The organism is Pseudomonas gessardii, assembly GCF_001983165.1.
Classification (GTDB): domain Bacteria; phylum Pseudomonadota; class Gammaproteobacteria; order Pseudomonadales; family Pseudomonadaceae; genus Aquipseudomonas; species Aquipseudomonas gessardii.
On sequence record NZ_MNPU01000045.1, the window covers coordinates 38293 to 45716 of the forward strand.

General features: G+C 61.9%; 7 protein-coding genes. 4 read left to right on the forward strand and 3 right to left on the reverse strand.

Annotated features, from left to right (window positions below):
* Positions 1–30: 30 nt before the first annotated feature.
* Entirely contained in the window at positions 31–1110 is a 1080-nt protein-coding gene (trmA, locus tag BLL38_RS23705) for a tRNA (uridine(54)-C5)-methyltransferase TrmA (RefSeq protein WP_076964553.1), read from the reverse strand.
* Positions 1107–2402, reverse strand: coding sequence for an NCS2 family permease (locus tag BLL38_RS23710; protein WP_032861840.1), 1296 nt, complete (start codon positions 2400–2402; stop codon positions 1107–1109). Before BLL38_RS23710 ends, trmA begins: the two co-directional genes overlap by 4 nt.
* A gap of 211 nt (positions 2403–2613) precedes the next feature.
* Between BLL38_RS23710 and BLL38_RS23715 the strand changes: the two genes are divergently transcribed.
* Positions 2614–3060, forward strand: coding sequence for a DUF4879 domain-containing protein (locus BLL38_RS23715; protein WP_076964554.1), 447 nt, complete (start codon positions 2614–2616; stop codon positions 3058–3060).
* Positions 3061–3066: 6 nt separating this feature from the next.
* On the opposite strand, the gene BLL38_RS23720 is transcribed toward BLL38_RS23715, so the two are convergent.
* A complete protein-coding gene (locus tag BLL38_RS23720; protein ID WP_076964555.1) occupies positions 3067–4287 on the reverse strand; it encodes an MFS transporter in 1221 nt (406 codons plus the stop codon).
* A gap of 345 nt (positions 4288–4632) precedes the next feature.
* On the opposite strand from BLL38_RS23720, the gene BLL38_RS23725 reads away from it, so the two are divergent.
* Genes BLL38_RS23725 through BLL38_RS23735 form a run of 3 tightly spaced genes read left to right on the forward strand, consistent with a single transcriptional unit; the run spans position 4633 to position 7263 of the window.
* Positions 4633–6072, forward strand: a complete 1440-nt coding sequence (locus BLL38_RS23725) for a cytochrome ubiquinol oxidase subunit I (RefSeq protein ID WP_076964556.1) — start codon at positions 4633–4635, stop codon at positions 6070–6072.
* A 3-nt stretch (positions 6073–6075) separates the two neighbouring features.
* Positions 6076–7083 carry a cytochrome d ubiquinol oxidase subunit II gene (gene cydB, locus BLL38_RS23730; RefSeq protein ID WP_076964557.1) on the forward strand — a complete coding sequence of 336 codons (1008 nt, stop codon included), beginning with the start codon at positions 6076–6078 and terminating at the stop codon, positions 7081–7083.
* 12 nt (positions 7084–7095) lie between these two features.
* On the forward strand, positions 7096–7263 hold the full coding sequence (locus BLL38_RS23735; protein ID WP_076964558.1) for a DUF2474 domain-containing protein: 168 nt from the start codon (positions 7096–7098) through the stop codon (positions 7261–7263).
* Positions 7264–7424 lie beyond the last annotated feature (161 nt).

Sequence of the window (7424 nt, forward strand, 5' to 3'; positions counted from 1 at the left end):
CGGTGGATACTCACCACATCCACTAAGGGGTTAGCGCCGGGTCAGCAGCACGCCCGATTCCATATGGTGGGTCCACGGGAACTGGTCGAACATCGCACAACGGGTGATGCGGTGGGTGTCATGCAGTTGCGCAATGTTCGCCGCCAACGTCTCCGGGTTGCAGGAGATGTACAGGATGTTCTCGAAACGTCGGGTCAACTCGCAGGTGTCCGGGTCCATGCCGGCGCGGGGCGGGTCGACGAATACGCTGCCGAACGCGTAGCTCTTGAGGTCGATACCGTGCAGGCGTCGGAACGGCCGCACCTCGTTCAGGGCTTCGGTCAGTTCTTCGGCAGACAGGCGCACCAGGGTGACGTTACCCACGGCGTTTTCATCGAGGTTGCTCAGGGCGGCGTTGACCGACGTCTTGCTGATCTCGGTGGCCAGTACCTTGCGCACGCGGGTGGCCAGGGGCAGGGTGAAGTTGCCGTTGCCGCAATACAGCTCCAACAGGTCATCGCTGCGATCGCCCAGGGCTTCATAGGCCCAGTTGAGCATCTTCTGGTTCACCGTACCGTTGGGCTGGGTGAAGGCGCCTTCGGGCTGGCGATAGCTGAAGGTGCGACCGCCAACCTCGAGCTTCTCGACTACATAGTCGTGGCCGATCACATCGCGCTTGCCCTTGGAGCGGCCGATGATGCTGACGTTCAGCTCGGCCGCCAGCTTGTTGGCCGCGGTGTGCCAATGTTCGTCCAGCGGGCGGTGATAGCACAGCGTGATCATCGCGTCGCCAGCCAGGGTGGTGAGGAACTCTACCTGGAACAGCTTGTGGCTCAGGGCGGCGCTGGCTTGCCAGGCGGCCTTGAGCTGCGGCATCAACTGGTTGATGCGCAGGCTGGCAATGGGGAATTCCTCAATCAGGATCGGCGTGCGCTTGTCGTCCTGGGAGAACATCGCGTAGTGGCGCTGGCCGTCTTCGCGCCACAGGCGGAACTCGGCGCGCAGGCGGAAGTTCTGCAGGGGCGAATCGAACACCTGCGGCTCGGGCGCGTCGAACGGCGCGAGCAGGTCACGCAAGCGCGTGACCTTTTCTTGCAGTTGCTGGGCGTAACTTGCTGCGTCAAAAGTCATGCGGGGAACCAGCCTAGCTTGATCACGAACAGGATCGACAGGATCACCAGCGCTGGGTTGAGTTCACGGTAGCGGCCCGTAAGCAGCTTGATACCGGTCCAGGCGATGAAGCCGAAGGCGATGCCGTTGGCGATGGAGTAAGTGAAGGGCATCGCCAGGGCGGTGATCACCACCGGGGCGGCGACCGTAATGTCGTCCCAGTCGATTTCCGCCAGGCCGGAGGTCATCAGTACCGCGACAAACAGCAGGGCGGGGGCGGTGGCAAACGCCGGGACGCTGGCGGCCAGCGGCGAAAAGAACAGTGCCAGCAGGAACAGGATCGCCACCACGATGGCAGTCAAACCGGTGCGGCCACCGGCACTCACGCCAGCAGCCGACTCGATGTAGCTGGTGGTGGTCGAGGTGCCCAGCAGCGAACCGGCCATGGCCGCGGTGCTGTCGGCGATCAGGGCGCGGCCCATTTTCGGCATGTGGCCGTCCTTGCCCATCAGGCCGGCGCGCTTGGCGACGCCGATCAGGGTGCCGGAGTTGTCGAACAGGTCAACGAACAGGAAGGCGAAGATCACGCTGATCAAGCCCACGTCCAGGGCGCCGGCGATATCCAGTTGCAGGAAGGTCGGGGCCAGGGAAGGTGGCATCGACACCACGCCACCGAACGGGGTGACGCCAAGCGCGATGGCGGCGATGGTCACGGCCAGGATGCCGATCAACACGGCGCCGCGCACCTTCAGGGCTTCCAGGGCCACAATCAGGAAAAAACCCAGGGTGGCCAGGATCGGTGCAGGCTTGGCCAGGTCGCCCATGCCCAGCATGGTCGCCGGGTTGCTGACCACGATGCCGGCGTTATGCAGGGCGATCAGCGCCAGGAACAGGCCGATACCGGCGGCAATCGCCGAGCGCAGGGGCAAGGGGATGGCATTGATGATCCATTCACGGATGCGGAAGATCGACAGCAGGAAAAACAGCACGGCGGAGATGAAGACCGCACCGAGCGCCACTTGCCAGGTATGGCCCAGGTGCAGGACCACGGTGTAGGTAAAGAAGGCGTTCAGGCCCATGCCCGGTGCCAGGGCAATCGGGTAGTTGGCGATCAGGCCCATGATCGTCGAACCGATGGCCGCCGCCAGGCAGGTGGCGACAAACAGCGCGCCCTTGTCCATGCCGGTTTCGCCGAGAATGCTCGGGTTGACGAACAGGATGTAGGCCATGGCCAGGAATGTCGTGATACCGGCCAGAATCTCGGTACGCACGTTGGTGTTGTGTGCCTTGAGTTGAAACAGCTTTTCCAGCATGCCTGCTCCCTGTGGCGCGCTTGGCGCCGTGATTTGTTGACCTCAAAGTCAAAGCACAAACTGCGCCAGGCGCTGCGTGTTTTCTACAGAGGATCGGAAAAAGCGGCGCATCATACCAGCAGGTCGACGGCCTGTGGCGCCCAGCCTCGGTTTTGTTGAGTGTGGCCTTGAGGCATACTCCGTCGACGTTCAGTCCAGGATCATCCAAAGCATGAAAAAAGCCATCGCGTGGAGTCTAGCTCCGTTCGCCTGTATCGGCCTGTGGCTGGCGGCGGCACCAGCGTGGGGCGCGCCTGCACCGGCCTTGAGCGAGGTGCGGGTGTTCCAGGTGCAGTCCCAGGCGTGCAACGAGTCCATCGCCGAGGGCGTCGACAGCACCCGGCAGTGCCAGCACCGTGGGCCGACGCGGATCTCGGTGATGGAAGCGGGGCTGGGCAATAATTCCATCGCCACCTTTGATGGGGCGCGGCTTGCGGGGCAAAAGACGGCGATCTGCCAGGTCGGCGCCGTCAGCCAGGCCTGCAATGGCGCGGGTACATTGATGGGCTACATCTATATATTTGACGTGGATATCCGCGCTGCAGGCTGGTTCGAGTACAGCAACACGTCGATCAATGCGCCCCGCAATACCCTGGTGAGCCAGTTGCGTATCCAGTGAGGCAACTTACGGCGTATGCATGCGGTCCCGCTTGGCCAGCGTCGGAAACAACTTGATCCACACCCCAGTCACCACCAGCGTGCCAACCCCGCCCAGCACCACGGCGGGCACTGTGCCCAGCCAATGCGCCGTCACCCCGGATTCAAACTCGCCCAACTGATTGGACGCCCCAATAAACAAGCCATTGACCGCACTGACCCGCCCGCGCATTTCATCGGGGGTTTCCAGTTGCACGAATGAGGCGCGGATCACCATGCTGATCATGTCGGCCGCCCCCAACACCACCAGCACCGCCAGCGAGAACCAGAATGAGGTGGACAGGCCGAAGGCAATGGTCGCCACGCCAAACACACCGACGGCGGTAAACATGACGCGGCCCACGTGCCGGTCCACGGCGAACCGCGCCAGCCACAACGACATCAGCAGCGCACCGACTGCCGGCGCCGAACGCAGCAGCCCCAGGCCCCAGGGGCCGGTCAGCAGGATGTCCTTGGCAAACACCGGCAGCAACGCGGTGGCCCCGCCCAGCAACACGGCGAACAGGTCCAGGGAAATCGCCCCGAGGATGTCCGGTCGGCTGCGGATAAAACGGATCCCTGCGAGCAGCGAGTCGAGGGTGGCCTTGCCCTTGTTCAACGGGGTCTGCCGTGCCGGCAGGTTGAGGGTCAGCCCGCAGGCTATCAGGTACAACAACACGGTCGGGCCATACACCCAGGCGCTGCCGAAGGCATAGAGCAAACCGCCCAGGGCCGGCGCGACGATGGTGGCCGATTGCTGGGCCGATTGTGCCGCCGCCACCGCCCGCGGGAACAGGGCGCTGGGCACGATGCTCGGCAGCAGGGCCTGGGTGGTGGGCATTTCAAAGGAGCGGGCCGAGCCCAGCAGGAAGGCGAGGATAAAGATCATCTCGCGGGTGATATGGTCCGTCAGGCTGCCAATCACCAGCGCCAAGGCAATCAAGGCCTGCAGCGTCTGGCAAAGAGCGGCGACCTTGCGCCGCTCGTAGCGGTCGGCCACATGCCCGGTGTGCAGCATGAACAGCACCCGTGGCACAAACTCCACCAGGCCCACCAACCCCAGGTCGAGCACGTTACCGGTCAGTTGGTAGAGGTTCCAGCCGATGGCCACGGTGAGCATCTGGAAGCCGCTGGCGGTAAAGATCCGTGCCAGCCAGAACGCGATAAAAGGGCGGTGATGACGTAACAGCAGCGGGGTTTCACTGGGCATCGGCGAGGACTGGACTGAGCGTGGGGAACGGCGAGATTAGCATCAACCTGTAACAAATAGTTGCTGTCATACAGATATCCTTAGCAAGACATCCATTTTACCGGGGCAGCCTGTCGCGCGGCAAAAGACCACACCATCCCGTCCGAAAAATGGGACTATTCTTTGAGCGTTGCTTGATCCAGATCAATGCTGATTGCAGCGTTGGCCTGGTGGCCGAAAGGCCAGAATCCCTACGTGGTCGGTTATAAAAAGAACGAATTGCAATTCGCCACACTCCATATCCGTGGGGGCAGTGGGTGCAGGCCTCCCCGCCTGCAGCTGGTATTACCTGACAGAGGAAGACTTATGTTCGGTTTGGAGGCGCTAGATCTCGCCCGAATTCAATTCGCATTCACCATCTCGTTCCACATCCTGTTCCCGGCCATCACCATTGGCCTGGCCAGTTACCTCGCGGTACTGGAAGGCCTGTGGCTCAAGACCCGCAATGATACCTACCGTGACCTCTACCACTTCTGGTCGAAGATCTTTGCCGTCAACTTCGGCATGGGTGTGGTCTCCGGCCTGGTCATGGCCTACCAGTTCGGCACCAACTGGAGTCGCTTCTCGGACTTCGCCGGTTCCGTCACCGGGCCGCTGCTGACTTATGAAGTGCTCACGGCGTTCTTCCTTGAAGCCGGTTTTCTTGGGGTGATGCTGTTCGGCTGGAACAAGGTCGGGCGCAAGCTGCACTTCTTTGCCACGGTGATGGTGGCCGTCGGTACCTTGATCTCGACTTTCTGGATCCTGGCCTCCAACAGTTGGATGCAGACGCCGCAAGGTTTTGAAATCGTCAATGGCCAGGTCATTCCAACCGATTGGATGGCGGTGATTTTCAACCCCTCGTTCCCCTATCGCCTGGCGCATATGGCCACGGCGGCGTTTGTTGCCACGGCATTCTTTGTCGGCTCCTCGGCGGCCTGGCACTTGCTGCGGGGCAAGGACAACCCGGCGATCCGCACCATGCTATCGATGGCCATGTGGATGGCGCTGATCGTTGCGCCGATCCAGGCGGTCATCGGTGACTTCCACGGTCTCAACACCCTGAAGCACCAGCCGGCAAAAATTGCCGCCATCGAAGGCCACTGGGAAAACATCGGTAATGAACCGACCCCGTTGATCCTGTTCGGCTGGCCGGACATGAAAGAGGAAAGAACCAAGTACAAGGTGGAAATCCCGTACCTGGGCAGCCTGATCCTCACCCATTCCCTGGACAAGCAAGTGCCGGCCCTCAAGGAGTTCCCGCCTGAGGATCGCGCCAACTCGACCATCGTGTTCTGGTCATTCCGGATCATGGTCGGCCTGGGCATGCTGATGATCTTCACCGGCCTGTTCAGCCTCTGGCTGCGCAAGGGCGACAAGATGTACACCAACCGGCCGTTCCTGTACCTGGCACTGTGGATGGGGCCGTCGGGGTTGATTGCGATCCTGGCCGGCTGGTTCACCACGGAAATCGGGCGCCAGCCCTGGGTGGTCTACGGCTTGATGCGCACGGCGGATGCCTCTTCCAACCACAGCCTGATGCAGATGAGCATCACCCTGGTGCTGTTTGTGGTGGTGTATTTCGCCCTGTTCGGCGCTGGCCTGGGCTACATGATGCGCCTGGTGCGCAAAGGCCCGATCGCCCACGACAGTACCGAACCGGCCCATGGCGGCCCCGGGCAGCAACGTACCCCGGCGCGTCCATTGTCGGCAGCCGATGACAGCGGCGACGCTGATCACGGCGACACACTGAACAAGGGGAATTGAATCATGGGTATTGATCTTCCGCTGATCTGGGCTGTGATCATCATCTTCGGCATCATGATGTACGTGATCATGGACGGCTTTGACCTGGGGATCGGCATTCTCTTCCCCTTTATCCCGGGCAAGACCGACCGTGACGTGATGATGAACACCGTCGCCCCCGTCTGGGACGGCAACGAGACCTGGCTGGTACTGGGGGGCGCGGCGTTGTTCGGCGCGTTCCCGCTGGCCTACTCGGTGGTGCTCTCGGCCTTGTACCTGCCCCTGGTCCTGATGTTGATCGGCTTGATCTTCCGTGGCGTGGCCTTTGAGTTCCGCTTCAAGGCCAAGGATGACAAGCGCCACCTGTGGGACAAGGCGTTTATCGGCGGCTCGCTGACGGCGACGTTCTTCCAGGGCGTGGCGCTGGGGGCGTTTATCGAAGGCTTTCCGGTGGTCGACCGCCAGTTCGCCGGTGGCTCACTGGACTGGTTTACCCCGTTCACCCTGTTCTGCGGCGTGGCCCTGATCGTGGCCTATGCGCTGCTGGGCTGCACATGGTTGATCATGAAGACCGAAGGCAAGTTGCAGGAGCAGATGCATAACCTGGCGCGGCCCCTGGCGTTCGTGTTGTTGGCGGTGATTGGCATCGTCAGTATCTGGACACCCCTGGCTCACCCGGAAATCGCCTCGCGCTGGTTCACCCTGCCGAACCTGTTCTGGTTCCTGCCGGTGCCGATCCTGGTCCTGGTGACCCTGTATGCGCTGGTGCGTGCCGTGGCCCGCAACGCCCATTACACGCCGTTCCTGCTGACCCTGGTGTTGATCTTCCTCGGCTACAGCGGCCTGGGCATCAGCCTGTGGCCCAACATCATCCCGCCGTCGGTCTCGATCTGGGATGCCGCCGCGCCGCCGCAAAGCCAGGGCTTTATGCTGGTGGGCACGCTGTTCATCATCCCGTTCATCCTGGGCTACACCTTCTGGAGCTACTACGTGTTCCGCGGCAAGGTGACCCATGAAGACGGCTATCACTAGGAGGCTTGGACCATGACCGGTAAACCTTCACTGGACGATATCGAACAGGCCGAGAAAAAGCCGCTCTGGCAGCGCCTGGGCTGGCTGGCAATGATCTGGGCCGGTAGCGTATTGGCCCTGTTCGTGGTGGCCAGCCTGATGCGCATGTTTATGAACGCCGCGGGCCTGAGTACTCCCTGACATCCCATGCAGTCTTGACCCTCCTCACGGAGGGTTTTTTTTGGTGCGCCAGGCATGGCGCGTTGCGCGCAAGCGCAACCAGCTTGGCTGTGGTGGCCACGCTGGTGACTGGGAGGTGAAAGTCCTCTACACACCCGGCAAGGGGAAGTGTTAGCCAGAGG

Coding starts and splice junctions, on each gene's coding strand:
- trmA (WP_076964553.1), bottom strand. CDS start 1,110: ATGACTTTTGACGCAGCAAGTTACGCCCAGCAACTGCAAGAAAAGGTC.
- BLL38_RS23710 (WP_032861840.1), bottom strand. CDS start 2,402: ATGCTGGAAAAGCTGTTTCAACTCAAGGCACACAACACCAACGTGCGT.
- BLL38_RS23715 (WP_076964554.1), top strand. CDS start 2,614: ATGAAAAAAGCCATCGCGTGGAGTCTAGCTCCGTTCGCCTGTATCGGC.
- BLL38_RS23720 (WP_076964555.1), bottom strand. CDS start 4,287: ATGCCCAGTGAAACCCCGCTGCTGTTACGTCATCACCGCCCTTTTATC.
- BLL38_RS23725 (WP_076964556.1), top strand. CDS start 4,633: ATGTTCGGTTTGGAGGCGCTAGATCTCGCCCGAATTCAATTCGCATTC.
- cydB (WP_076964557.1), top strand. CDS start 6,076: ATGGGTATTGATCTTCCGCTGATCTGGGCTGTGATCATCATCTTCGGC.
- BLL38_RS23735 (WP_076964558.1), top strand. CDS start 7,096: ATGACCGGTAAACCTTCACTGGACGATATCGAACAGGCCGAGAAAAAG.